This is a genomic window from Pararobbsia silviterrae (assembly GCF_003628125.1).
Lineage (GTDB): Bacteria > Pseudomonadota > Gammaproteobacteria > Burkholderiales > Burkholderiaceae > Pararobbsia > Pararobbsia silviterrae.
Window position 1 is genome coordinate 229,264 of sequence record NZ_RBZU01000003.1, and the last position, 21,749, is coordinate 251,012.

22 protein-coding genes and 1 riboswitch are annotated in these 21,749 nt (G+C 65.4%); of the genes, 14 read left to right on the forward strand and 8 right to left on the reverse strand.

Annotated features, from left to right (window positions below):
• Positions 1–144: 144 nt before the first annotated feature.
• Both D7S86_RS09150 and trxA read left to right on the forward strand, forming a co-directional pair.
• A complete protein-coding gene (locus D7S86_RS09150; RefSeq protein ID WP_121085605.1) occupies positions 145–1,044 on the forward strand; it encodes a pirin family protein in 900 nt (299 codons plus the stop codon).
• Between the two features lie 61 nt (positions 1,045–1,105).
• Entirely contained in the window at positions 1,106–1,954 is an 849-nt protein-coding gene (gene trxA / locus D7S86_RS09155; protein ID WP_121085607.1) for a thioredoxin, read from the forward strand.
• Between the two features lie 114 nt (positions 1,955–2,068).
• On the opposite strand, the gene D7S86_RS30135 is transcribed toward trxA, so the two are convergent.
• Positions 2,069–3,115: a tRNA threonylcarbamoyladenosine dehydratase gene (locus tag D7S86_RS30135; protein ID WP_121085608.1), complete on the reverse strand. Its 1,047-nt coding sequence runs from the start codon at positions 3,113–3,115 to the stop codon at positions 2,069–2,071.
• Between the two features lie 211 nt (positions 3,116–3,326).
• Here D7S86_RS30135 and pdxH point away from each other — a divergent pair, with 211 nt between their 5' ends.
• From pdxH to D7S86_RS09175, 3 genes are all read left to right on the forward strand, one after another.
• The gene (gene pdxH / locus D7S86_RS09165) at positions 3,327–3,962 is read left to right on the forward strand and encodes a pyridoxamine 5'-phosphate oxidase (protein WP_121085610.1); all 636 of its coding nucleotides are present in this window, start codon (positions 3,327–3,329) and stop codon (positions 3,960–3,962) included.
• 206 nt (positions 3,963–4,168) lie between these two features.
• Entirely contained in the window at positions 4,169–5,395 is a 1,227-nt protein-coding gene (locus tag D7S86_RS09170; protein WP_121085612.1) for an SAM-dependent methyltransferase, read from the forward strand.
• Positions 5,392–6,717, forward strand: coding sequence for a DUF72 domain-containing protein (locus tag D7S86_RS09175; protein ID WP_121085614.1), 1,326 nt, complete (start codon positions 5,392–5,394; stop codon positions 6,715–6,717). The genes D7S86_RS09170 and D7S86_RS09175 overlap by 4 nt, the downstream gene beginning before the upstream one ends.
• 239 nt (positions 6,718–6,956) lie before the next feature.
• Here D7S86_RS09175 and msrA read toward each other — a convergent pair whose 3' ends face one another.
• The gene (msrA, locus tag D7S86_RS09180) at positions 6,957–7,571 is read right to left on the reverse strand and encodes a peptide-methionine (S)-S-oxide reductase MsrA (protein WP_121086088.1); all 615 of its coding nucleotides are present in this window, start codon (positions 7,569–7,571) and stop codon (positions 6,957–6,959) included.
• A 329-nt stretch (positions 7,572–7,900) separates the two neighbouring features.
• On the opposite strand from msrA, the gene D7S86_RS09185 reads away from it, so the two are divergent.
• A complete protein-coding gene (locus tag D7S86_RS09185; protein ID WP_121085616.1) occupies positions 7,901–8,419 on the forward strand; it encodes a flavin reductase family protein in 519 nt (172 codons plus the stop codon).
• Positions 8,420–8,518: 99 nt separating this feature from the next.
• Entirely contained in the window at positions 8,519–9,712 is a 1,194-nt protein-coding gene (locus D7S86_RS09190; RefSeq protein ID WP_121085618.1) for an acyl-CoA dehydrogenase, read from the forward strand.
• Positions 9,713–9,830: 118 nt separating this feature from the next.
• On the opposite strand, the gene D7S86_RS09195 is transcribed toward D7S86_RS09190, so the two are convergent.
• Positions 9,831–10,469, reverse strand: coding sequence for a peroxiredoxin (locus tag D7S86_RS09195; RefSeq protein ID WP_121085620.1), 639 nt, complete (start codon positions 10,467–10,469; stop codon positions 9,831–9,833).
• A gap of 281 nt (positions 10,470–10,750) precedes the next feature.
• Between D7S86_RS09195 and D7S86_RS09200 the strand changes: the two genes are divergently transcribed.
• The 3 genes from D7S86_RS09200 (at position 10,751) to D7S86_RS09210 (ending at position 12,186) form a co-directional block, all read left to right on the forward strand.
• The gene (locus D7S86_RS09200; protein ID WP_121085622.1) at positions 10,751–11,053 is read left to right on the forward strand and encodes an ElaB/YgaM/YqjD family protein; all 303 of its coding nucleotides are present in this window, start codon (positions 10,751–10,753) and stop codon (positions 11,051–11,053) included.
• 237 nt (positions 11,054–11,290) lie between these two features.
• Positions 11,291–11,674 carry a phage holin family protein gene (locus tag D7S86_RS09205; protein ID WP_121085625.1) on the forward strand — a complete coding sequence of 128 codons (384 nt, stop codon included), beginning with the start codon at positions 11,291–11,293 and terminating at the stop codon, positions 11,672–11,674.
• A gap of 86 nt (positions 11,675–11,760) precedes the next feature.
• The gene (locus tag D7S86_RS09210) at positions 11,761–12,186 is read left to right on the forward strand and encodes a DUF3318 domain-containing protein (RefSeq protein ID WP_147432278.1); all 426 of its coding nucleotides are present in this window, start codon (positions 11,761–11,763) and stop codon (positions 12,184–12,186) included.
• A 265-nt stretch (positions 12,187–12,451) separates the two neighbouring features.
• Here D7S86_RS09210 and D7S86_RS29055 read toward each other — a convergent pair whose 3' ends face one another.
• From D7S86_RS29055 to glyA, 5 genes are all read right to left on the reverse strand, one after another.
• A complete protein-coding gene (locus D7S86_RS29055; protein ID WP_147432279.1) occupies positions 12,452–12,658 on the reverse strand; it encodes a hypothetical protein in 207 nt (68 codons plus the stop codon).
• A 1,517-nt stretch (positions 12,659–14,175) separates the two neighbouring features.
• Positions 14,176–14,814 (reverse strand): hypothetical protein, encoded by a 639-nt coding sequence (locus D7S86_RS09230; protein ID WP_147432280.1) that lies wholly within the window; start codon positions 14,812–14,814, stop codon positions 14,176–14,178.
• A gap of 703 nt (positions 14,815–15,517) precedes the next feature.
• The gene (locus tag D7S86_RS29485; protein WP_158601910.1) at positions 15,518–16,174 is read right to left on the reverse strand and encodes a pilus assembly FimT family protein; all 657 of its coding nucleotides are present in this window, start codon (positions 16,172–16,174) and stop codon (positions 15,518–15,520) included.
• A 496-nt stretch (positions 16,175–16,670) separates the two neighbouring features.
• On the reverse strand, positions 16,671–17,171 hold the full coding sequence (gene nrdR / locus D7S86_RS09250) for a transcriptional regulator NrdR (RefSeq protein WP_121085641.1): 501 nt from the start codon (positions 17,169–17,171) through the stop codon (positions 16,671–16,673).
• Positions 17,172–17,180: 9 nt separating this feature from the next.
• A complete protein-coding gene (gene glyA, locus D7S86_RS09255) occupies positions 17,181–18,428 on the reverse strand; it encodes a serine hydroxymethyltransferase (protein ID WP_121085643.1) in 1,248 nt (415 codons plus the stop codon).
• A gap of 140 nt (positions 18,429–18,568) precedes the next feature.
• A riboswitch (ZMP/ZTP riboswitch) is annotated at positions 18,569–18,668 on the reverse strand.
• A gap of 129 nt (positions 18,669–18,797) precedes the next feature.
• Here glyA and ybgC point away from each other — a divergent pair.
• From ybgC to tolA, 4 genes are all read left to right on the forward strand, one after another.
• A complete protein-coding gene (gene ybgC / locus D7S86_RS09260; protein WP_121085645.1) occupies positions 18,798–19,259 on the forward strand; it encodes a tol-pal system-associated acyl-CoA thioesterase in 462 nt (153 codons plus the stop codon).
• Between the two features lie 215 nt (positions 19,260–19,474).
• Positions 19,475–20,152 (forward strand): protein TolQ, encoded by a 678-nt coding sequence (tolQ, locus tag D7S86_RS09265; RefSeq protein WP_121085647.1) that lies wholly within the window; start codon positions 19,475–19,477, stop codon positions 20,150–20,152.
• Positions 20,153–20,162: 10 nt separating this feature from the next.
• The gene (tolR, locus tag D7S86_RS09270) at positions 20,163–20,606 is read left to right on the forward strand and encodes a protein TolR (protein ID WP_121085649.1); all 444 of its coding nucleotides are present in this window, start codon (positions 20,163–20,165) and stop codon (positions 20,604–20,606) included.
• Entirely contained in the window at positions 20,603–21,619 is a 1,017-nt protein-coding gene (gene tolA / locus D7S86_RS09275) for a cell envelope integrity protein TolA (protein WP_121085651.1), read from the forward strand. The genes tolR and tolA overlap by 4 nt, the downstream gene beginning before the upstream one ends.
• The last annotated feature ends 130 nt before the right edge of the window (positions 21,620–21,749 follow it).

Sequence of the window (21,749 nt, forward strand, 5' to 3'; positions counted from 1 at the left end):
TTACCAGGCCTGTTCCGCTGCGTTCGCGCGGTCCCCTATCCGCTGCCGTACGCGCTCGCTGCCCGCGCCCCCCACAAGCCGCCTGCGCGCCAAAGCGAACAGGCCCTAAAATGGGCGACCCCGATTCTCTTTGCCGGAGACACCATGCCCGCCGCGATCGACGTCATTCTCGAACCTCGCACTCAGGATATCGGCGTGCCCGTGCGTCGGCTCATCCCGCAGCGCGGTCACCGCCAGTGCGGTCCGTTCGTGTTCTTCGATCATATGGGGCCCGTCGAGATGGCGCCCGGCGAAGGCATCGACGTGCGCCCGCATCCGCATATCGGCCTGGCCACGGTCACCTATCTGTTCGAAGGCGCGTTCATGCATCGCGACAGCCTCGGCACGGTTCAGCGCATCGAGCCCGGCGCGGTCAACTGGATGAGCGCGGGCGCCGGCATCGTCCATTCCGAACGCTCGCCCGACGATCTGCGTGCGAGCGGCGCCGTGCTGCACGGCATCCAGACCTGGGTCGCGCTGCCCCAGGACGACGAACAAAGCGCACCGTGGTTTCGCCATTACCCCGCGCACGAGATCCCGGTCGTGCGCCGCGACGGCGCGACGTTGCACGTAATCGCCGGAGACGGTTTCGGCGCGCGTTCGCCGGTGCAGACCGCGTCGCGCACGTTCTACGTCTGCGCGACGCTCGAAGCCGGCGCGTCGCTCGTCGTGCCGGCCGACCACGTCGAGCGCGGCGTCTATCTCGTCGAGGGCGAGATCACGCTCGACGGCACGCCGCTCGCGCTCCATCACGCCGCGCTGCTCGCGCGCGACGCGCGCGTCGAACTCAAGGCCGGCCCGCAAGGCGCGCGGACGATGCTGTTCGGCGGCGACCCGCTCGACGGCCCCCGATATATCGAATGGAATTTCGTCGCGAGCCGCCGCGAACTGATCGAAGACGCCAAGCACGCATGGCGTGAACAGCGTTTCGCGAAAGTCCCCGGCGAAACCGAATGGATCCCGCTGCCGGGCGCCGCGCCCGCTGAACGCGACGCCTCGACTTGAATCCCGGCTCCGCGCCCCCAGATCCCACGTGGACCCATGCACCCGACTACGAGACGCCTCGATGGATACGACCCTCGCCACCTTTGAAAACGACGTGATCATCGCGTCGCAGCAGACCCCCGTCCTCGTCGACTTCTGGGCGCCGTGGTGCGGCCCCTGCCGCACGCTCGGACCGATGCTCGAAAAGCTCGAAGCCGAATACCAGGGCGCTTTCCGCCTCGTGAAGGTCAACTCGGACGAGAACCCCGAGCTCGCGCAGCACTTCAATATCCGGAGCATTCCGTACGTTGTCGCGTTCGTCGACGGCCAGCCTGTCGATCAGTTCGTCGGCGTCCTGCCTGAAGCGCAGTTGCGCGCCTTCATCGACAACCTGATGCCGAATCCGGCCGACAGCGAGCGCCGCGCCGCATTCCAGGCGATCGACGAAGGCCGCCGCGACGACGCGTATGCGCACCTGCAAGCCGCGCTGGCCTACGATCCGGGTTATGACGATGTGCGGCTCGACCGCATCGAACTGCTGATCGAGGACGATCGCGTCGACGACGCGAAGGCCGAACTCGAACGCGTGTCGCCGAAGGTCGCGCAGGGGCTCGATCCGCGTTACAACGCGATCAAGACGCGCCTCGACGCGGTCGAAGTCGTCGCCGAACTGCCGGCGCCCGAGGCCCTCTCGACGCGCATCGAACAGCATCCGGCCGACCTCGACGCGCGCTTCGATCTCGCGAACTGGTACATCGCGCAGAAGCGTTACGAGCCGGCGCTCGAACAGTTGCTCGAGATCGTTCAGCGTGATCGCGCGTACAAGGAAGACGTCGGCCGCAAAACGATGCTGTCGGTGTTCGATCTCACGTCGGGCCGCCCCGAACTCGTATCGGCCTGGCGCCGCAAGCTCAGCGCGGCGCTGAACTAGGCCGTCCCATCCCGGATCGCAGGGCCCTGTGGCGTGCGATCCGGCTGTGCGCGCCTGGCGGATCGCGCGCAACGGCGATGTCCGCGCGGCCGGGCCGGCCTCTCGAAAAACGCCCTAACGCGACGTCTGCGCGAGCGCGCGCAGCACGTGCGACGCCGCCGCGAAACCGAACGGCGCCGTCACGCAGACACTCGACCCGAATCCCGCGCAGTTGAGCCCGACCGGCCCCCGCGCGGGCGCTTCCGAGACCGGCGTATCCGCGTATCCGAGCGCATCGTCCGCGACGAGATCGCTGCCGGTCGCGCTACCCGCGAACGCACTCGCCGCCCCGCTTGAACCCATATTGGACCCGCCGCTCGACCCGCCCTGCGCGGCGATACCCGCCGCTTCCGGTATCGCCAGCGCGTGCGCGCTGCCGTCCTGTTCGCGCTCTTCATTGCCGGCCGATGTCGCCACCGCGGGGTAAATCAGCGGTTCGTCCGAATAGACCGCGGGCACCTTGAAGCGCGCCTTCGGACCGCGCGGAAAGCCGTGCGCCTTACGCAATTGCGCGCGCACTTTCGAGAGCAACGGGTCCTGAATCGTCTGGGCGAGATCGTCGATGCGCAGCCGCGTCGGGTCGAGCTGGCCGCCCGCCCCGCCGACCGTGATCAGCGGCTGCCGATGCGCGACGCACCACGCGATCAACGCGACTTTCGTCCGGACGCTGTCGATCGCATCGACGACAAAGTCGAAGCCGCCCCCGAGCAAACGATCCATATTGTCGGGCTCGATGAAATCCTCGATCTCCGTCACGCGGCAGGCCGGGTCGATCAGTCGAATCCGTTCGGCCATCGCCGTCACCTTGGCTTTGCCGTAGTTGCCGTCGAGCGCGTGAATCTGGCGATTCGTATTGCTCTCGGCCACGTTGTCGAGATCGATGAGCGTGAGGCGCCCGATCGCGCTGCGCGCGAGCGCCTCGGCTACCCACGAGCCGACCCCGCCGATGCCGATGACGGCGACATGCGCATGCTCGAACCGGTCGAGCGCGGCAGGCCCGTACAGGCGCGCGATCCCGCCGAAGCGGCGCGCGCGATCGGGCGTCTCGAATCCCGGCGATGCCGCGCCTGACTTGGCGGCGGCCTCGGGGGTACCATGAGGCGAGCTGGAAAAATCGGACATGACTCGTGCAGTGAACGCATCAAAAAGATGCGCAAGGGAAAGCGTAGGAATCGCCCGCACGCATGCGCGATCGAACGGCGCGCCGCGCGGCGCGCGCGTGCCGGCATTGTGCCGGAAAACCCGCCGCTTGCCCGAATCCACGACTCCAGCGCGGCCGGCGTCCTTTGGCTATACTGCTCAACAGACTTTAAGCGCACGCATAATAACCATCGTGACTTCCTTCGCCGACCTTCGCCAGACCTACGCGCACGGCGCGCTGTCAGAAGCCGACGTCGATGCCGATCCGATTCGTCAATTCGAAACGTGGTTCGCGCAGGCGCAGGCGGCCGACGTACCCGAACCGAATACGATGAGTCTCGCGACGGCGAATGCACAAGGCCGTCCGTCGAACCGGATCGTGCTGATCAAGGGCGTCGACGCGCGCGGTTTCGTCTTTTTCACGCATTACGAGAGCGCCAAGGGCGGCGACCTAGCCGACAATCCTTACGCGAGCCTGCTATTCTTCTGGCAACCGATCGAGCGTCAGGTACGCATCGAAGGTCGCGTCGAGAAAACCTCCGCGGCCGAGAGCGACGCTTATTATCATTCGCGGCCGCTCGGCTCCCGTATCGGTGCGTGGGCTTCGCATCAAAGCAGCGTCACGGATCGCGCGACGCTCGAAGCGAACGAAGCGCGGTTTGCAGCGCAATTCGGCGACCATCCGCCGCGTCCGCCGCAATGGGGCGGATACCGCGTCGTCCCGGAGAGCATCGAATTTTGGCAGGGCCGCCCGTCGCGGCTGCACGATCGAATCAAATACATACGGACGGCCGAGGGCACGTGGGACATCGTCAGGCTATCGCCCTGATTGATATTTCCACTTTGCGCTCGCGCATCACGATATTCACAGTTGCAACGCAGCACTTTTTTGCTTTCGTCTTGTTTGAATAGGTAGGCTGTCGGACTTCGGTAGCGACCCTGTTCCCAAGGTCACTTTTCCATCAGGAAAAGGGGAAGGGCTTCGCAAGCATTCCGTTTCCGGCATCGATCGAATCGTTGAGCACGGAGAAAAGAATGTTCTGGGAGAAAAAACTTGCACACTGGGTCGACGAGATGCGCGCGAAAGCCAATCTGCCCGCACGCCTCGTCCTCTGGGACGGACAGAAGTACGACTTCGGCAACTTCACGACGCCGCAAGTCACGATGCACGTCAAAGGCGCGTCCGCGATGCCGTATCTGCTTTCGCCGAGTCTCGACAATCTCGGCGAAGCCTATGTCAAAGGCAAGATCGATATCGAGGGCAAGCTGAGCGACGTCATCGATGTCGGTTATGCGCTCGCGCGCTCGACGATTACCTCGGGCCGCAAACTGGACCGTGTGCTCCGTTATTTCTCGCATACGAAGGCGTCGGACAAGAAGGCGATTCAATACCACTACGACGTATCGAACGACTTCTATCAGTTGTGGCTCGACCCGAATATGGTCTATTCGTGCGCCTATTTCGAAAACGGCGACGAAGACCTGGCGACCGCCCAACTCAAGAAAATCGACCATATCCTCACGAAAATCGATGTCCAGCCCGGGCATACGCTGCTCGATATCGGCTGCGGCTGGGGCGCGCTCGTGATTCGCGCGGCGAAGAAATTCGGCGCGAAATGCGTCGGCGTGACCTTGTCGCAGAATCAGTTCGATCTGGCGACGCAGCGCGTCAAGGATGCGGGCCTCGAAAACCAGATCGAAATTCGCCTGCAGGACTATCGCGACGTCGAGGGCCAGTTCGACCGAATCACGAGCGTGGGCATGTTCGAACACGTCGGCCGCAAGAATCTGCCGGAATATTTTTCGCGCGTGCGCGCCTTGCTCAAGGACGACGGCGTCGCAATGAATCACGGCATCACGTCGAGCGATGCCGACAGCGGCGAGACCTCGCTCGGCGGCGGTGAATTCATCGACAAGTACGTGTTCCCCGACGGCGAACTGCCGCATCTGAGCCTCGCGATCGAAGCCATGCAGCGCGGCGGCCTCGAGGCATTCGATATCGAGAACCTGCGACGTCACTACGCGCACACCTTGAATTTCTGGGCCGAGAGCTTCGAGCGGCATGCGGATACGGCGCACGCGCTCGTCGACGACGAGAAATTCCGGATCTGGCGCGTCTATCTCGCGGGCTGCGCGTACGCGTTCGCGAACGACGACGTCTCGCTCTACCAGATCGTCTGCCGCAAGGCGGGACGCAGCGCGAACACGCTGCCGTGGTCGCGCCGGTATATCTACGATCGCGCGACGCCGCTCGGCGCATGACGTCCATGTCGGCCTCGACCGGTCACGACGCGCAGTTCGACCTGTTCGGCGAGGCCGATGATGGATCCGACCCACTCGGCGCCCGGGACCCGCATGCGGGTCCGACACACGCGCCGGCGCGCACGCGCGGCGCGCGCGTCCATCGACCCGAGGGGACGCCGGATGCGAAGGTCCCCGCCACGCTTTCCGCCGGTTCGGCCGCTTCCACGGCAAGCCAGGCGAGTCTCGACGGCCTCGGCCTCGACGACACGGCCGCGCCGCTTGCCGCCCCCGGCACGCCACGTCAAGCCGCATCGCGTGGGCGTGCCCTGCCCGTCATGCCGGCGTCGGTCGACGACAGCGTCGCCTTGCTCGGCGACGCGCTGCCGCAGGGCATCCGTCTCGGCACCTCGACGTGGTCGTTTCCGGGCTGGAAAGGCATCGTCTATCGAGACGAGGTATCGAGCGCGAAGCTGTCGCGCGACGGGCTCCATGCATACGGACGCCATCCGGTGCTCGGGTGCGTCGGGATCGACCGGTCGTTCTACTCGCCGCTGACCGTCGCGCAGTACGCGCGCTATGCCGCTCAGGTGCCCGAGGACTTCCGCTTCGTCGTCAAGGCGCCCGCATCGGTCTGCGACGCGACGATCCGCGGGCCGCGCGGCGGCGTCGTCGGCATGAACATGGCGTTCCTCAATGCAGACATCGCGCGCGACGACTTCGTGTTGCCGTGCCTCGACGGTCTCGGCCATAAAGCGGGGGCGCTCGTCTTTCAGCTCTCGCCGATGACGCCTGAGCTGCTCGCCGAGCCGGCCGCGCTGATCGACCGGCTCGGCGCGTTCTTCGCGGCGCTTCCCGCGCTCGACGCGCGCGAGGGGGCGCCCGTCTATGCGATCGAGATCCGGGATCCGGTGCTGCTGACGCCGCGCTTCATCCGGATGCTGCGCGAGACGCGCGTGCGCTATTGCATCGGGGTCCACGCGCGGATGCCCGACATCCTGCGGCAGGCTGCCGCGCTCGCGCTGCTCGACGACGACGTGCCCGGGCCGTTGATCGTGCGCTGGAGCCTGCATGCCGGATTCGAATACGAAACGGCGAAGGCCAAATATGCGCCGTTCGACGCGATCGTCGATGCCGATCCGACGACGCGCGCGGCGCTCGCCGAGCTCGCGGCCCGCTATGCGCTCGCGGGCCAGAGCGTACTGATCACGGTCAACAACAAGGCCGAGGGATCGGCGCCGCTCAGTTGCATCGACCTGGCGAGCACGATCCTCGCGATACTCGACGGCGAGCGTGAAGACACCGACGCACAGACCGCGGAAGCGCACCCGCTCGATCACTGATTCGTTCACTCGGACCGCGGCCGATCCGAATCCCAGCGTCTCGTTGACGGCCCGCGCGGACTCGATCGTTTCGAGCGCGATGTTTCAAGTCGGATGCTGAAGTCCGATGTCGCTTGAGGCCGATGTCTCAAGTCCGATGCCTCAACCCCGATGTCTCAAGCCTGACGTCTGAAGCCCGCCGTCTCACGGCCGCCATCTCACGCGCACAGTCTCACGCCCGATGCCTCACGCCCGATGCCTCACGCCTGATGCGATCTGAGCCGGTTCGCGAACTGCTTTCTGAACTTCGCGACCTTCGGCGCGACGACGAACGCGCAGTACCCTTGATTCGGATGCTGCGCGAAGTAGTTCTGGTGATACGCCTCGGCCGGCCAGTAATTGCCGTCGAGCGGCGTGACCTCGGTCACGATCGCGTCGTCGTAGATGCCCGCCTTTGCGACCGCGTCGATGACCGACAGCGCGGCCTCGCGCTGCGCCGCGTTCTCGGTGAAGATCGCCGAGCGGTACTGCGTGCCGACATCGTTGCCCTGGCGATTCAGCGTCGTCGGATCGTGAATCGCGAAGAAGATGTTGAGGATGTCGCGATAGCCGATCTTCGCGGGATCGAATTCGACGCGCACGACCTCGGCATGGCCCGTGTCGCCGTCGCAGACGCGCTCGTAGCTCGGGTCGCGCAGATGGCCGCCCGCGTAGCCCGACTCGACGCGCGTCACGCCGTCGACGTCGAGATAGACGGCTTCGAGACACCAGAAACAGCCGCCGCCGAGCGTCGCGACCTCGGTGCCGCGCGCAGCGGCGGTGTCCAGGTCGGCGGCGCCGCGCGCCTCGCCTTCGTTGGGATGCAGATCACTCATGATGTCCTCTTGATCAATCGAACGCCGCGCGCGCATCGGTACGACGGGCACGACGGGTGCAGCCGGCGCGATGAGCGCATCGAGCGCATTGCAGCGTCCGCCACCCGTCCGTCTTGCGGCAAATCGCAGGCCGACACGCGCCCCGACGCGAACACGGTCACAGGCGGCAGCTTAACCACTTTCCGCTAGAATCGCCGAAAGGCTCGTCGACCGGCGGCGTTCGACTTCGACCCGAATGCCGCCGGCACGCATGACCTGCCGCCGCACGCATTCCGGAACCTGAACTTGATCCCTATCGACCGCATGTCCGCTCGCAGGAACGCCCAGCCATGACGTCCTCGGCCACCCTACCCAATTTCGATGCCGTAGCGTTCCGACGCGTGCTCGGCAAGTTCGCGACCGGCGTCACCGTCATCACGACGCGCGCCGACTCGGGCGAGCTCATCGGCATCACCGCGAGTTCGTTCAATTCCGTTTCGCTGACGCCGCCGCTCGTCCTCTGGAGCCTCGCGACGACCTCGTCGTCGATGCCCGTGTTTCGCGCGAACAGCCACTACGTCGTCAATGTGCTCGCCGCCTCGCAGCTCGACCTGTGCCGGCGCTTCGCGACCGTCAAGGGCGACCGGTTCGCCGGCGTCAACCATCAGGCGAGCGAAACCGCGGGACTGCCCGTGCTCGAAGGCTCGCTCGCATGGTTCGAATGCCATAACCGAAGCCGTTACGAGGAAGGCGATCACGTGATCTTCGTCGGCGAGGTCCAGCGCTGCGGCATCGCCGACGACAACGGCTCGATCACGCCGCTCGTGTTCCAGGACGGACGTTTCCACACGATACACCCGCTCGAATAGGGTCCCACAGGCTCGCATGCGCTAAAACAGGCTCGAACAAGCTCGGATAGGCCGACCGCCGGCCCGGCGCGACGGCCCCCACTCAGGAGGAGACATACGATGACGACCCACGCCCGATTCCAGTGGGATGACCCGCTGCTGCTCAACGAACAACTGACCGAGGAAGAGCGCCTGATCCGCGACGCCGCGCAAGCGTATGCGCAGGACAAGCTCGCGCCGCGCGTGCTCGAAGCGTTTCGTCATGAGCGCACCGATCCGGCGATCTTTCGCGAGATGGGCGAACTCGGCCTGCTCGGCGCGACGATCCCGGCCGAGTACGGCGGCGCGGGGCTCAACTACGTGGCGTACGGCCTGATCGCGCGCGAGGTCGAACGCGTCGACTCGGGATACCGCTCGATGATGTCGGTCCAGTCGTCGCTCGTGATGGTGCCGATCCATGCGTTCGGCACCGAGGCGCAGAAACGCACCTATCTGCCCAAGCTCGCGAGCGGCGAGTGGATCGGATGCTTCGGCCTGACCGAGCCCGATCACGGATCGGACCCGGGCGGCATGCGCACGCGCGCACGCAAGGTCGACGGCGGCTTCGTGCTCAACGGCAGCAAGATGTGGATCACGAACTCGCCGATCGCGGACGTCTTCGTCGTCTGGGCGAAACTCGCGAACGAGGCGGGCGAGGACGAGATCCGCGGCTTCGTGCTCGAAAAGGGGATGCAGGGGTTGTCGGCGCCCGCGATTCACGGCAAGGTCGGCTTGCGCGCGTCGATCACGGGCGAAATCGTGCTGCAGGACGTCTTCGTGCCGGACACGGCGATCTTCCCTGACGTGCGCGGCCTCAAGGGGCCGTTCACCTGCCTCAATTCCGCGCGCTACGGCATCGCGTGGGGCGCGCTCGGCGCGGCCGAAGCGTGCTGGCACACGGCGCGTCAATATGTGATCGACCGCCAGCAGTTCGGCCGGCCGCTCGCCGCGAACCAGTTGATCCAGAAAAAACTCGCCGACATGCAGACCGAGATCACGCTCGGCCTGCAGAGCGTGCTGCGGGTCGGACGCATGAAGGATGAAGGCTCGGCCGCGGTCGAGATCACGTCGATCATCAAACGCAATTCATGCGGCAAGGCGCTCGATATCGCCCGGCTCGCGCGCGACATGCTCGGCGGCAACGGGATCTCGGACGAATTCGGGATCGCGCGACACCTCGTCAATCTCGAGGTCGTCAATACGTACGAAGGCACGCACGACATCCACGCGCTGATTCTCGGACGCGCGCAGACGGGCATCCAGGCGTTCGTCTGAACGCGTCGCGCGCGCGTCGCCGCACACGGTGTGCGGCGCGCGGCGCGCGAACTGCCGGCCGGCTCGACAGATCGACCGACCGACCGACCGACACAAGGCCGATCGGTCGAGCGTCGGCTTACTTGTTCGGCTGCGGCGTCGTGCGCAGGTACGGACGCACGACCTTGTAGCCCTTCGGGAACTTCTGTTTGAGGACTTCTTCGTCCTTGAGCGACGGCACGATGACGACGTCGTCGCCGTCCTTCCAGTTGCCCGGCGTCGCAACCGAGTAGTTGTCGGTCAGTTGAAGCGAATCGATGACGCGCAGGATTTCATCGAAGTTGCGGCCCGTGCTCGCCGGATACGTGATCGTCAGACGCACCTTTTTCTTCGGATCGATCACGAACAGCGAACGCACGGTCACCGTCTCGCTCGCGTTCGGGTGGATCATGTCGTACAGCGTCGAGACCGTGCGGTCGCCGTCCGCGAGAATCGGGAAGCCGACGCTGGCCGCCTGGGTCTCGTTGATGTCCTTGATCCAGTCGACATGGTGTTCGGTCGTGTCGACCGACAGCGCGATCGTCTTGACGTTGCGCTTGGCGAATTCGCCCGCGAGCTTCGCCGTCAGACCGAGTTCGGTCGTGCAGACCGGCGTGAAGTCGGCCGGGTGCGAGAACAGCACACCCCAGCTGTCGCCGAGCCATTCGTGAAACTTGATACGGCCAACGCTGGATTCCTGCTCGAAGTCGGGCGCAATGTCTCCAAGACGCAAACTCATTATGATGCTCCGGTGACGGGGAGTTCCCCGAGGTCAGTGGGACGATTCGGAAGGTGCGCGGCGGCGCCTCCGGGAGAGGAGAAGGATACGCCAGCCCCCGGACCCGGCGAACGAACTTTCGTTTCTTTGCACATAAGTTTTTGTAATTTTTAACGCGATCGGCGAAACTTTTGTGCGTTGCACCTGCTCCATCACTATCCTCAATACGCATGGCCCGGCGCTCGCTATCGGGTCCATATTTGGCTAGCATGGAACACGTGACGCCATCGACGGGAGTGGTCATGTCGGAAATCAACAAGGAGAAACTGATGTCGGATATCAAAACCGTACTGTCGGACGCCGAAGAGCTGCTCAAGCAAGCCGCGAGCACCACGGGCGAGAAGGCGACCGAGTTGCGCGAGAAGGCGGTCTCGCGCCTGAAGCAGGCCAAGGAAAAGGCCGCGGACGTGCAAGTCGTCGTCGTCGAGAAAGGCAAGAAGGCCGTACGGGCGACCGATGACTATGTCCATGAACATCCGTGGCAAGCCGTCGGCATCGCGGCCGGCGTCGGCGTACTGGTCGGGCTGCTGATCAACCGCAAATAAGTCGACTGTGCGGGTCCCGCGCGAAGCGCGTCATGTGCGTTGCGCCATGACGCGTCGTCGGGACCGAGGATTGCGTGTCCGAGGACGCCAGGTCAGCGGATGCGTGCGATGCATGGGCTCGCAGGTGTTCGGCCGCATGCGTGCGGGCCGCCCCGGGGGCCACGGGCCGGAGACGCGCCGTCCGACCCGGCTGTCCGTCTCATCTGTTTTCGCGACTCATACCGACCGCCTGCCTCAATGACAAACGAAACACACGCGTCCGAAGCGCAGCAGGGGCCGTTGCGCCGTATCATCGGCGCCCTGCTCGGGATCCTGCATACGCGGATCGAGCTGCTCGGCATCGAACTCGCCGAAGAGAAAGACCGTTTGCTGGCGGCGCTGTTCGTCGGGCTCGCGGCGATGCTGTTCGCGACGATGGCGCTGATTGCCTTTACGTTCCTCATTGCCGCGGCGTTCTGGGACACGTACCGGTGGCAAGCGCTCGCGATACTGTGCGGCGTCTATCTGCTGATCGCGATCGTCTGCGGGCTCGTCGCGCGACGCAAGATGCTCGTGGCGCCGATGGTGTTCCACGCGACGCTGACCGAACTCGAGAAAGACCGGGAACTGTTCAAACACTGATCGGGGCCGCATGGGCCGCCGTCGACGTGCATTCGTGCGCACGCAACGGGGGTCGCGCATTCGACCTTGCGAAGGATCACACCATCATGAATCGGCCAAACGACCCGCGTGTCGCGATTGAGGTCCACCGTCGACGTAACGGGGGCACCGATCGCAAGTCGCTCGCGATCCGCAAGGAAATCCTGCTGTTGCGTTGCGAACTCGAGCGACTCGAAGTCCGCGAAGCGACGGCGGAATTGCGCGGACGGTTTGCGCACTTCGGCTGGCTGCGCATGCTGATGCCGCGCATGAGCGGCCGAGGCGGACTCGCCGGCCTCGGGCACATGCTCAAGGACTATCCGTTTCTGAGCTCGGTCGTCTCGCTCGCGCTCACGCATGGTCCCAAACTCAAGGGACTCGGACGGCTGCGTCCGCTGCTCAAATTCGGCGCGGTGGGTTTCGGCGCATGGCAGGTCGTCCGGCTCTGGCGCGCGGCGAATGAACCGAGTGACGCGTCGGCGCCGGGTGCATAACGGCGCGTACGGGTGCGTGAGCGCGCGAACGTGCCTGAAAGACTGAGCGGTACGCCGAGGCGACCGGACCGTTGAGCAGCGTAACGTTGCGCGATGGAACGCTTCTTTAAGTCTGCAGGCCCAGCAGCGGGCTCGCCAGGCTCGTGTTAGCAGGTCCGCGCGCCGAGTAGTCCGGTCGTCGTGTGACCGATTGAATACGCCGAACCGGCCTGACCATTGAGCACCGAGGCGCTGGTTAGAGTTTGCACGCTCTGTAGTGAACTCCCTACGGACCGTGCCAGCAAGTCTGCGCGCCGAGCGGTCCGGTCGTCATCGTGCGGCCATTCGAATCGAGCGCGAAGGTCCCGCATGCGTCGTGCTCCATGAAATGCCCGCGCGCGGGCACCGCATAGATCGTGTAAGCCCCCGGCGCCGCGAAGGCGACCATCACGCGATACGCGGGCCGATGCGTGCCGGAAGGTGCGACCGCCAACTCCGCGGGCAGTCCGCCCTCGACAGCGCCGCCACGGCTGGCGCCACTCCCACTATCGCCCCCACCCCCGCTGTCGCCGCCACTATCGCTGTCGCTGCCACCGACGCTTCCACCGACGCCTGCATCCACGCGTACGCGCGCAGCGGTCGCATCATTCGATGTCAACGCCATGACACTGAGTTCGCGAGACTCGATGTATTGTGCCGCCCGCCAGAGTCCAAGCGCGGCGGCCGCCCGAAGCGCGCGCGTTTCATGGATGCGGTACGCCGGAATCGCGTAGGCCGCGATCACCGCGGCGATCGCCAATGTGCAAAGTGCTTCAAACAGCGTAAAGGCCGCGTTCGAGCCGCGTTGGTGCGGCACGCGCGTCGCGCGGATCGCCCTGCCATGCGACACGCTCGGGGTCCGCAATCGATCGCCACGCATGCACGGCGGTGACAAGCGCCGTCGTCGATGCGCGCCTCCAGCCGAAGGTTGAAGCCTAGCGCCACGCCGATCGCAATCCCGATCTCGATCCTGATCCCCATACCGACGCCGATACCGACGCCGATATCGACGCCGACACCCATCCATCCGCACTCGACAACCGCGCGCGACCGCGTCCGGACGACCACGCCGATGGATATCCGCGTCGCAGGCAGAATGGCCTCGCGCGTGTCTGTCCGGCGCATCTCGCACGTCGCCGCCGCGCCTTCGCCGGCGGCGCACGCCGTCACTGTTCGATACCACGATGCCGGTACGTTCGATCGGCAGCCCGGGCGACCAGCGTGTCTCGATTGCGCGTCCCGAACCCCAGATATCGAGTTGCGCCGATGCCTGCACCTGGCGCGATGCGCCGTAACCCACGGCGCGGATCCGATACCCGAACGCATGCGTTCCGACGGAACCCACCTGCTCGATCGCGCACATGGGCTCGGCCGCGCTGGCGGGCCAGCCCGCGAGTGCCTTCCAGCGGCCCGAAATTGGTTGATCGGCGCGCCTTCGACCCGATATGCGATCTAGCACATCACGCTCGCATGCCATCAGCGCCGCGTCCGCGGCATGGAACGCAAGCAAGCGCTCGATCTCGTTCCGCGCGCCGAGCACGTGTTGCGTCGCGACGTGCAGCGTCGATGCACACAACAGGCCGATCAGCATCACGAGCGCAATCGTCGCGATAAGGACTGCGCCGCGTTGTGTCGGACACGGCCGCAACGCCCCTCGGATCGGCACGACACGCCGCGCACCGTGTCGCGCGCCGTCGCGTCGCCCGATATTCCGATGCCCAATATGCCGATGGCCGCCGTCCCAATGCTTGGCGCCTCGATGCTTGGCGATCCCATGCGCAGCGTCGCGATGCACGGCGTCCCGATGGCCGGCATTCCGATTCTCGGCGGACCAATGCGCGACGTTCCGACGCTCGGCCAAGTGGAACCCGGCGTTGTGGAACCTGGCGTCGAGGCACCCGACATCGTGACGCATCGTCCCGTCGCTCACGCGAGGACAGGACGACGGCATGACGAGACACGTCGCCGCGCTCATGACGCGCTCGATCGCGACCGCAACGCGATGCGCGCGCGGAACGCATGAGGTGGCGCCGCCGTCTCGGCGCAGTCGGCGCCTGTCGAGCGACGCGTCGATCTCGACCGCCCTTCGGCACTCGGCTGCACCGGGTTCAAGCAGACGTCGAGCAACGCGATCTCACGCAACAGATCGTCGTGCGCGGGTACGCCCTTTCCCTCGCGCATCGCTCGCCCCGGATGCGCCTCGGCGGTCAGCGCACGCACGTCGACCACAACCGGCATCGAATAACGGCTACTACCCGCCTGGCAATAGAGTTCTCGGCGCGACCCGTCGTCCGAGACCTCGACACCCCAATAGGTCGTAGCGCGCGTCGCCACGTCGTGGCTCGACACGACGCCATTGCGCTCCGATCGGGCACCCTGCCGCTCGAATGTCAAGCACAGCGGATCGGACGCCGCCGGGTTTGCGCGCGGCGGCAGCGCGGTCACGCGATATTCGAGCGCGATTCGATCACCCAACCCACGACGATGTTTCAAGACCTTGGCGTCGGTCGCCTGTCGCGCCGCCTGCCGGATCGTATCGAGCGCATCGCTTGCATGCGCATACACCGCCGCGACACGCCACATCGCGATCTGTACGGATCTGTGTTGCATATAAGTCTCCACGCTCGCCAGAAGAACGATGCCGCCGAGGACCATCGCGATCGACAGCTCGATCAGCATGTGTCCGCGCGACGCGGTGCACGACGCGCGCTCGCGTCTCGATCGCATGCGCCCGGATCGGGTGCGATCAGGGCGAAAACATCGCCACCGCGGATAGGCCGATCGGACACGTCTCGGTCGAATGGGTCTCCAGCGCGCGCATTCCCGCCGCGCGCGACAGGGTCGAGCCAAGCCATTCCGCATCGGACTCATGAAGCGCCGCGCCCATTTGACGCAGGGACACCGACCGGCAAGCGCAAACACGCACGCTCGCGCATGCCGCGACATCCCGCGCCGTTTGCAACGTTCCGCGATGACCATGCGATCTCGATCGTCATGACCGTCTGCCGATCGAATTCAATCGCGACGCGTCCGTCACGAAGCTCGCGACGCGCCCGCGCATCGTATTCACGCCGCACCGCATCGCGCGGCAAGCCGCCGCGCAGGGATTCCGCCGCATTCGCGGCCAACCCGTGCGCGACCCGATATTCGTTCGCCGTCTGCAGCATGCGAAGCGCCTGGACCTCAGCCGCGCAAGCCATCAGTCCCACCCAGCACAACAGCGAGAGCGCCACGCAAACCTCGATCAATGCACTGCCCGCGTGCGCTCCGCGCGACCTCGCGATGCCGTGCGCCCGCGTGCCGACGCTGGCCGCTACGTACCGACGCATCGGCCCTCCGTCATACGAATGCGTCCGCCCGACGCGATCGACATGCATCGATAGGCACGCCGATCGCGCACATCCGCATCGACCCGCGGCCCGATTTCGAAGCCGCGCGCGAACCCCGTGCGTCCGAGGGGCGGCGAAAAGACCAGCGCCCGTGGGCTCCCGCTCAGGCGAATGGCCGGATCGATCGCCCATTCGCGAAGCCATTCGATATGACGTCGATCTTCGGTCAATGCGACGAAGCGCGCGCAGTGCCAGTCGACATTGTTGGACGGCCGTAAATGCATCGCGTCACGCAGGCTCGCGTCCGAACACCAGGCGGAGGACTCCGCGTCCGGGCAGGCGCGTCGAGACACCCGGGTCGATGCGGGATCGCCGACGCCCGCCGCGCATATCGCGACCGTCCGCCCTGTTCGGCGCACCTCGTCGCGAGCGTGCTCGAACAGGGTCATCCATTCATGCGATGCCGCCTCGACACGCGTATGGCCGCCCCATCGCCCGATCCACGGCGCCGCCCATAGCGCCCCGATCGCGACGATCGCCAGAACGAGCATCGCTTCGATCGTGCCGAACCCCGGCGCGCGTGTGGCGTTCACATCGTCGTGGCCGAAGTCGTCGTGATCGAAGCGGGCGTGCGAGCGCATCGAACACCTTTCGCGCCCTTCGCACCTCGCCTTGCCGCCTGCTATCGCTCCCACGGTGGCCTCCGACATCGCTGATCGCATTCGGACACTCTATGGGCCTGTCACTCGTCGCGACAGTCGGCCGAATGGCCAACGTTAGGGGATCGTCTTCGAGGCGTGCGCTCAAGCGCGATCGTCAATCACACGCGATCACCATCGCGGCATTCCGTCATCGACGCGTGCGCGCCCGAAATTCCATCGGCAGCACCCGAACGACAACGCGGCAGAAGGCAGAAGGCAGAAGGCAGAAGGCAGAAGGCAGAAGGCAGAAGGCAGAAGGCAGAAGGCAGAAGGCAGAAGGCAGAAGGCAGAAGGCAGAAGGCTCCGTCCCTGGGATACGGCATGCAATCCGGATTCGCCTGGACTCACACGTATCACGCGCGTCCCGCGCGCCGATCCTGCATCGCGCGCCCCGCTCATCGAACGCTCGACCGGATCCGAGCGCTCACGACCCGCGCTACGACACCCCGTTCTTATCCTGACGTTTGCGCGGCGGCCGTTGCGGCCCCGAGTTCCGGATTTCCTGAAGCAGATCCTGGAACTCCGCGACGTCTTCGAATCGGCGATAGACCGACGCGAAGCGGACATACGCGATCTTGTCGAGCCGGCGCAGCTCGTTCATGACAAGCTCGCCGAGCTGACTGCTGCCGATTTCGCGCTCGCCCGACCCAAGCAACTGATACTCGATGCGGGCGACCGCATCGGCCACCGACTCGGCGCTGACGGGGCGCTTGCGCAACGCAAGCTGCAAACTCGCCGCAAGCTTGGTGCGGTCGAACTCGACGCGGCTGCCGTCCTTCTTGACGACGACCGGCATCGCGAGTTCGACACGCTCATACGTCGTAAAGCGCTTGTCGCATTCCGGACAACGCCGACGACGGCGAATCGCCGCCCCGTCCTCCGAGACGCGCGAATCCACCACTTGCGTGTCTTCGTGTCGGCAGAACGGGCAGCGCATCGCGACGCCTCAGCGGTAGACCGGAAAGCGGCGCGTGAGCTCGGCGACTTCCGCCTTCACGCGTTCGATCGTGGCCGCATCTTCGGGATGGTCGAGCACGTCCGCGATCAGATTGCCGACCTTCTCGGCTTCGGCGACACCGAAGCCGCGCGTCGTCATCGCCGGCGAACCCACGCGGATGCCGCTCGTGACGAACGGCTTCTCGGGGTCGTTCGGGATCGCATTCTTGTTGACCGTGATATGCGCCGCGCCGAGCGCCGCTTCAGCCGCCTTGCCCGTGATCTGCTTCGCGCGCAGATCGACGAGCATCACGTGGCTTTCCGTCTTGCCCGACACGATACGCAGACCGCGCTTGACGAGCGTCTCGCCGAGCACGCGCGCGTTCTCGATCACGCGCTGCTGATAAGCCTTGAACTCGGGCGACAGCGCTTCCTTGAACGCGACGGCCTTGCCCGCGATCACGTGCATCAGCGGTCCGCCCTGGATACCCGGGAAGATCGCCGAGTTGATCGCCTTTTCGTGCTCGGCCTTCATGAGAATCACGCCGCCGCGCGGACCGCGCAGGCTCTTGTGTGTCGTCGTCGTCACGAAATCGGCGAACGGCACCGGGTTCGGGTAGACGCCGGCCGCGATAAGACCCGCATAGTGCGCCATATCGACCATCACATAGGCGCCGATCGACTTCGCGATCTTCGCGATACGCTCGAAGTCGATGCGCAGCGCGAACGCCGACGCGCCCGCGACGATCATCTTCGGCTTGTGCTCGTTCGCGAGACGCTCCATCTCGGCATAGTCGATGTCTTCGTCTTCATTGAGGCCGTAGCTCACGACGTTGAACCACTTGCCCGACATATTGACGGGCGAGCCGTGCGTCAGGTGACCGCCGTGCGCGAGGCTCATGCCCATGATCGTGTCGCCGGGCTTGAGCATCGCGAAGAACACGCCTTGGTTCGCCTGCGAGCCCGAGTTCGGCTGCACGTTCGCCGCTTCCGCGCCGAACAGTTGCTTCACGCGGTCGATCGCGAGTTGCTCGACGACGTCGACATATTCGCAGCCGCCGTAGTAACGCTTGCCCGGATAGCCTTCGGCGTACTTGTTCGTGAGCTGCGAACCTTGCGCTTCGAGCACCGCGGGACTCGTGTAGTTTTCCGACGCGATGAGCTCGATGTGCTCTTCTTGACGCGTGTTCTCGTTCTGAATCGCGACCCAGAGTTCGGGGTCGACGTTGGCGATCGTTTGCTTGGCTTTATCGAACATGACAATTCCGTGGACATAGAGGGTTCGGCCCGGCTCGCATGGGTTGCGAACGGCGCGAAGGCGGCGGCACGGTGGCGGGATGACCTTCGGACAGCCGCGCAAACCGGCGCAATATGCAACGCATCGCACACGCATCGAGTCATGGCTGCCCAGGCGAACGGCTGAAAACGCCTCTACGCTTCACGGTGGTGGCCCACCTCGGACTCCGGAAAGTCGCTATCGCCAGTTACGCAGAGGTTTGCGCGGTAGTGTATTGGATGGCGAGTGAATAGGCAATCGAGCGCCGCGCCGCATGGCCGTGCGGCACGGCGCTCGCCGCCGGACGGCCATGCGCGGCGACCCCGTCCGTGTTTTCGGTAGAATGCGCGCATGAACCTGCCTGCAGAATCGAACGCCCGGCCCGAGGCATTTGTCTGGCCTATTCGTGTTTACTTCGAAGACACCGACACGGGCGGCATCGTCTTCTACGCGAACTATCTGAAGTTTTTCGAGCGCGCGCGCACCGAATGGCTGCGCGCGTGCGGTATCGAGCAAAGCACGTTGAGCGTGACGAACGGCACGATGTTCGTTGTCCGGAGCACGGCGGTCGACTACCGCGCGCCCGCGCGGCTCGACGATGAGGTCGAGATCCGCAGCGTCGCGAGCCGCATCGGCCGCGCATCCGTCGATTTCGACCAGGAAGCCTGGTGCGCCGGCACGCTGCTCGCGACGGGCACGATCCGCGTCGGCTGCGTCGATCGCGCGACGATGAAACCCGCCGCGCTGCCGGGCGGTGTGCTCGAAGCCCTGCAAACAGGGCCGGCTCGGAGCCGGGCCGATGCGCTCCGGTAAGACACTGCAATGAACGAATCGCATTCAAGCCGCACTAAGACGTGTCTTTTTTCATAAACACGTCGTCCAATTCTGGCTCCCGAACGTTGGAACCCCGGACAGACAGGCTCAGACCCCCGGCCGGCCATGCGCCGGCGGGCCCAGGATTTTTTTAGTATCGATGACGCCCAGACAGACAGCCCCCGGCGCAAACCGGTGAACACCTGCCAATCTTTATGAACAACGCACAAGACCTGTCGATCATTTCCCTCGTGCTCAACGCGAGTCTGCTCGCGCAGGCCGTCATGGCCCTGCTCCTGCTGCTCTCGTTGCTCTCGTGGACGTTTATCTTCCGCAAGTGGTTCGCGATCCGCCGCGCGCGTTCGCAGACCGAATCGTTCGAACGCGATTTCTGGTCGGGCGGCGATCTCCAAGCGCTCTACCAAAGCGCGGCGAACAGCCGTCATTCGATCGGCGCGCTCGAACGGATTTTCGAATCGGGCATGCGCGAGTTCCTCAAGGCCAAGGAGAAGCGCCTCACGGACCCGGGCCTGCTCCTCGACGGCGCGCGCCGCGCCATGCGCGCAGCGTTCCAGCGCGAGCTCGACGTGCTTGAAAGCAATCTCGCGTTCCTCGCGTCGGTCGGCTCCGTGAGCCCTTATATCGGCCTGTTCGGCACGGTCTGGGGGATCATGAACGCGTTCACGGGACTCTCGAACGTCCAGCAAGCGACGCTCGCGAGCGTCGCCCCCGGCATCGCCGAAGCGCTGACCGCGACCGCGATCGGTCTGTTCGCCGCGATTCCGGCCGTCGTCGCCTACAACCGGTACTCGCACGACATCGACCGCCTCGCGAACCGCTTCGAGACGTTCGTCGAAGAGTTCTCGAACATCCTGCAACGACAATCCCACTAGGAGCGCGGCCATGGCAGGAGGCATCCAGCAAGGCATGCGCGCGGGCCGGCGTCGCCGCGCGATGGCCGACATCAACGTCGTGCCGTATATCGACGTCATGCTCGTGCTGCTCGTGATCTTCATGGTCACGGCGCCGCTCGTCGCGCCGTCGGTCATCAATCTGCCGAGCGTCGGCGGCAGCGCCCAGCAGCAGCAGATTCCGCCGCTCGTCGTCAGCATCAAGGCCAACGGCAGCGTATCGGTGCGCTACAAGGACGAAAACGGTTCGCACGAACAGCAAATGTCGCAGGCCGATCTGAAGAACTTCGTCGCGCAGCGCGCCCCGTCCAATCCGGATCAGCCTGTCGTGATCGCGGCCGACAAGACCGTCCAGTACGACACGGTCATGAACGTCATGTCCGATCTCAAGAGTCTGGGGATCAAGCGCGTGGGCCTGCTCGTCAAGTCGAAATGATGAAGCGCGCAGCATACCGACCGATCCGGCCGCCGCGCGAGCGCGGTACGACGCGAGCCTTCGTGCTCGCGATCGTCATGCACGCGCTGCTCGTGGCGTTCCTGTACTTCGGCATCCATTGGAAAAACAGCTCGCCGACGGGTTCCGAGGCCGAACTCTGGACCGACGTGCCCGACACCACGCCGCCCGTGCCGCAGCCGGTCGCGCCCGCGCCGATTCAGCCGGCGCCGCCGCCTCCGCCGCAGGAAGACGCCGATATCGCGCTTCAGGAAGCCAAGCGCAAGCAGCTCGAACAGCAGCAGCAAGAAGCCGCGCTGCTCGCCGAGCAGCAGAAACAGGCGCAGATCAAGCTTCAGCAGCAGGAAGCCGCGCGCCAGAAGCAATTGGCCGACCAGCAGGCCGCGCTCGCGAAGCAAAAGGCCGCGCAGGACGCCGCAGCCAAGGCCGCTCAGGCCGAGGCGCAGAAACAGGCGCAGATCGAGGCCCAGAAGAAGCAGCAACAGCTCGATCAGCAGAAACAGCAGGCTGCCGCCGATCAGCAAAAGGCCCAGCAGGAAGCTGACGCCAAGGCCGAGGCGCAAAAAGCGGCCAAGGCGAAGGCCGAAGCGGATGCGAAGGCCAAGGCCGCGGCCGATCAGGCCCGGCACGCGCGCCTCGCGGCGCTGCAAGGCGCCGCGGGCGAAGGCGAAACGACGGGCACGGGCGCGGGTACGACCGGCACGGCGACGGGCGGCGGCGGCAACGGTTCGCCCGGCTATGCCGAGAAGGTGCGTCAGCGCGTGAAGCCCAATATTCACTTCGCCGGGACGGTCGACGGCAATCCGGCCGCCGTGGTCGCCGTGACGTGCGCGCCGGACGGATCGATCCTGTCGGCCCGACTCGCGTCGTCGAGCGGCGATCAGGGCTGGGACGACGCGGTGCTGCGCGCGGTTCAGGCCTCCGACCCGATGCCGCGCGACACCGACGGCAAAGCGCCGCGGAGCTTCCAGATCCGCTTCCGGCCGAAGGACTGATGCGATGGATGGCCGACGGTTTCCCGCGTGTGCCGTAAACGCCCGTTCGCGGGCGATATCGGTCTCGCGATCGGCCTCGCGTCATGCCGTCGGCTGGCACGTTTTTTTCTTCATATCGACGGCCCGGGCG

Coding starts and splice junctions, on each gene's coding strand:
- D7S86_RS09150 (WP_121085605.1), top strand. CDS start 145: ATGCCCGCCGCGATCGACGTCATTCTCGAACCTCGCACTCAGGATATC.
- trxA (WP_121085607.1), top strand. CDS start 1,106: ATGGATACGACCCTCGCCACCTTTGAAAACGACGTGATCATCGCGTCG.
- D7S86_RS30135 (WP_121085608.1), bottom strand. CDS start 3,115: ATGTCCGATTTTTCCAGCTCGCCTCATGGTACCCCCGAGGCCGCCGCC.
- D7S86_RS09170 (WP_121085612.1), top strand. CDS start 4,169: ATGTTCTGGGAGAAAAAACTTGCACACTGGGTCGACGAGATGCGCGCG.
- D7S86_RS09175 (WP_121085614.1), top strand. CDS start 5,392: ATGACGTCCATGTCGGCCTCGACCGGTCACGACGCGCAGTTCGACCTG.
- msrA (WP_121086088.1), bottom strand. CDS start 7,571: ATGAGTGATCTGCATCCCAACGAAGGCGAGGCGCGCGGCGCCGCCGAC.
- D7S86_RS09185 (WP_121085616.1), top strand. CDS start 7,901: ATGACGTCCTCGGCCACCCTACCCAATTTCGATGCCGTAGCGTTCCGA.
- D7S86_RS09190 (WP_121085618.1), top strand. CDS start 8,519: ATGACGACCCACGCCCGATTCCAGTGGGATGACCCGCTGCTGCTCAAC.
- D7S86_RS09195 (WP_121085620.1), bottom strand. CDS start 10,469: ATGAGTTTGCGTCTTGGAGACATTGCGCCCGACTTCGAGCAGGAATCC.
- D7S86_RS09200 (WP_121085622.1), top strand. CDS start 10,751: ATGTCGGAAATCAACAAGGAGAAACTGATGTCGGATATCAAAACCGTA.
- D7S86_RS09205 (WP_121085625.1), top strand. CDS start 11,291: ATGACAAACGAAACACACGCGTCCGAAGCGCAGCAGGGGCCGTTGCGC.
- D7S86_RS09210 (WP_147432278.1), top strand. CDS start 11,761: ATGAATCGGCCAAACGACCCGCGTGTCGCGATTGAGGTCCACCGTCGA.
- D7S86_RS09230 (WP_147432280.1), bottom strand. CDS start 14,814: ATGCAACACAGATCCGTACAGATCGCGATGTGGCGTGTCGCGGCGGTG.
- D7S86_RS29485 (WP_158601910.1), bottom strand. CDS start 16,174: ATGCGCTCGCACGCCCGCTTCGATCACGACGACTTCGGCCACGACGAT.
- nrdR (WP_121085641.1), bottom strand. CDS start 17,171: ATGCGCTGCCCGTTCTGCCGACACGAAGACACGCAAGTGGTGGATTCG.
- glyA (WP_121085643.1), bottom strand. CDS start 18,428: ATGTTCGATAAAGCCAAGCAAACGATCGCCAACGTCGACCCCGAACTC.
- ybgC (WP_121085645.1), top strand. CDS start 18,798: ATGAACCTGCCTGCAGAATCGAACGCCCGGCCCGAGGCATTTGTCTGG.
- tolQ (WP_121085647.1), top strand. CDS start 19,475: ATGAACAACGCACAAGACCTGTCGATCATTTCCCTCGTGCTCAACGCG.
- tolR (WP_121085649.1), top strand. CDS start 20,163: ATGGCAGGAGGCATCCAGCAAGGCATGCGCGCGGGCCGGCGTCGCCGC.
- tolA (WP_121085651.1), top strand. CDS start 20,603: ATGATGAAGCGCGCAGCATACCGACCGATCCGGCCGCCGCGCGAGCGC.